Origin of the sequence: Segetibacter aerophilus (assembly GCF_007991655.1) — a bacterium.
GTDB lineage: Bacteria > Bacteroidota > Bacteroidia > Chitinophagales > Chitinophagaceae > Segetibacter > Segetibacter aerophilus.
The window spans coordinates 1-2,361 of sequence record NZ_BJYT01000064.1; the positions used below are offsets into that span (position 1 = coordinate 1).

The following is a 2,361-nucleotide window of genomic DNA, read 5'->3' on the forward strand; positions in this document are numbered from 1 at the left end:
GTCATCAACTGTTATCTTTTTAAAATCCGGTGTAACTGTCTCGCTGTTTTAAACCCGCATTGCGAAGCAATATATTCAATAGTATACTCTGGGTTATTGAGCATTGTGCTGGCATACTCCTTACGTAGTTGAGTATGGTATTCCAGAATAGTAGATCCCGTCACTTCTTTAAAAACCCGGCTTAGATTTCGAGGGCTCATACCAACCCGTGCCGCAAGCTCTTCTATGGTGTTTTCTTTAGAAAGGTTGTCAACAAGATAATCCTGCACTTCATGTATTTGAGGATTGATATGATTTCGATAATCGAGGTAAATGCTTTGTTGCTTATGCCTGCCACTTCTTCTGTGATATACTACCAGTTCCCTTGCTACTTTATGCGTAAAAAGAGGTCCTTTTACATTCTCAAGAATCGCTAAGGCCAGATCAATGCCTGCACTAATTCCTGCACTTGTGTAAACATTATTGCTCTTTATGTATAGAATATCTGCCACTACTTTCGCATCCGGAAATTGTTGTTGTAATGCCTTAACCCGTTTCCAATGTGTAGTACATTCTGTGTTCTTTAGTAAACCTGCCTGCCCTAAAGCAAAAGCACCGTTGCAAATTGAACAGACTGTCATTTTATTTTCAGAACATTCCTTTAGCCATTTGAAAAAGTCCCTTTCTGCTCTAAAAGAAATACTATCCACATAGTCCCAATTCATTCCCGGTACAAACACGTAGTCACCTTCTTTTAATTTCGCCTCTTGATAGTTTGAAACTTTATTAAATCCAAGTCCGGAAGTAGATGTTGGTTCATCGCCGTAAGTATAAAATTCTAAAGCAGCATCGAGCCCATAAGATTTAGCTTCCGTAAAAACCTGTACAGGTCCTGCAAGATCCAGAAGTTCAAGATGTGGGGGTATAATGAATGCTAATGTCATTGGGTAGAAGATAATCTAAGTAAGCTAGTTACTTAAAAAGGTACACGATGCGTTATTTAAGACCTTCAATTTCCGATTTTGTAAATAACTTTTTAAATCCAAAATGATATATCTCACTTTCATTTACTCTAACAGGATATGCGTTAATAAACACCCATCCTTCTTTGCCCATAAAGTTTAATGCATCAATAATGGTGTTGAACTTCTTAAGCCTGCCATCATATGTTTTGAGCCTGGTATCTCTCCAAAAACTTTTCTCTTCTCCGAAGTCAATGTCGATTGTAACCTTGTTACTTAATAGGCGGGGAGTGGCAATTACCTGGCAATACTGTTCAATTTTAGAGGTGTCAGTTTGTGCAAATGATGAATAGGACAGGAATAAGAACAGTATTATATAAAGTGATCTTTTCATTTTAATAATTTTTAATAGTGTAAAATTAAACTGTAGCAGAAGGTCTTATAGGACAGTTAGATGTCAATTAAAGCCATTCGTAAAAAACATGTCTAAAAGATATAAACCCTTTTTAGATGAAACTAATGTAGCCCATTGAGTAACTGATAAAGTGATTGCGACGCAACGATGAGGCTATGGAAAGAGGTGCTGGTATTTAATTATAGTCCAACGTCAGCTTTACACAGTTCTTAAAATTAGTTCCGTATAAGGCTGCAATACGGTCGAGACAAATTTCTATCGCGTATTGTTTTGGTTGCCTGTCGTATTTTATGATGCTTGCCCTCTGAAAAACATTTTGTTCTGCGATTGTAAATGATTTTGGATCTAACACATGAAGTTCATTTACGGGGTCTTCTTTTATATCTCCGGTGGGATAAAGGGTTAATCCGTACTTTGATGTTACACTCTTTCCATTGCCGGAAAAGGAGTTTATCGATTTTGGAAAAGTCCTCATATAAACATCCAAAACGCTAGCTAATTCAAATTCATTTAGGTTGTCGCCAAGCAAAACACCGAGTTTGTAATTTTTCTTGAACAGCATTTTTGATGCTATTTTAATGACTGCGCCTTTGCCCACAGCCAGGCTTTGATGCTCGAGCTTTATGTCGTGATGCGGGTAGGAAACATTGTGAAGAACAGCTTGCATTGTTTGTTCTCCCAACACCCGTTTGATAACAGTAAGGCTTCCTTCAACCGCATTTGAAACGCCTGCAGTACCGTACAGATTTCCACTTTGTGTAACGCTAATATCTTTTACCCAATGAGCTTTAGGAAAAAGTTTTTGTAAGGTTTTATAGTCAGTAGCGTGGGTAGTTAGTGGTTTGCCATCGTACAAGCCAGTGGCAGCAGCAGTTGCTGAACCATCACATACGGAGAGGAGAATATTATTGCCAGTGTAGTGGTTCTTAATAAAATTTACAATAGACGATTTTGGAGGAGTCGTTAGATGAACAGTTACATTAGGAATGACAATTACATCAGGGA

The 2,361-nt window shown here is 37.9% G+C and carries 3 protein-coding genes; all 3 read right to left on the minus strand.

Annotated elements, in window-relative coordinates; translation table 11 throughout:
* Positions 1 to 11 precede the first annotated feature (11 nt).
* The gene (locus SAE01_RS24255) at positions 12 to 923 is read right to left on the minus strand and encodes a GlxA family transcriptional regulator (RefSeq protein WP_147206421.1); all 912 of its coding nucleotides are present in this window, start codon (positions 921 to 923) and stop codon (positions 12 to 14) included.
* Between the two features lie 52 nt (positions 924 to 975).
* On the minus strand, positions 976 to 1,335 hold the full coding sequence (locus SAE01_RS24260; RefSeq protein WP_147206422.1) for a hypothetical protein: 360 nt from the start codon (positions 1,333 to 1,335) through the stop codon (positions 976 to 978).
* 196 nt (positions 1,336 to 1,531) lie between these two features.
* The coding region (locus tag SAE01_RS24265) for a DJ-1/PfpI family protein (RefSeq protein WP_147206423.1) at positions 1,532 to 2,361 on the minus strand (830 nt) is incomplete at its 5' end.

What these genes read in the sequence shown, in the direction of transcription:
- SAE01_RS24255 (WP_147206421.1), bottom strand. Translation starts at nt 923, where the DNA reads ATGACATTAGCATTCATTATACCCCCACATCTTGAACTTCTGGATCTT.
- SAE01_RS24260 (WP_147206422.1), bottom strand. Translation starts at nt 1,335, where the DNA reads ATGAAAAGATCACTTTATATAATACTGTTCTTATTCCTGTCCTATTCA.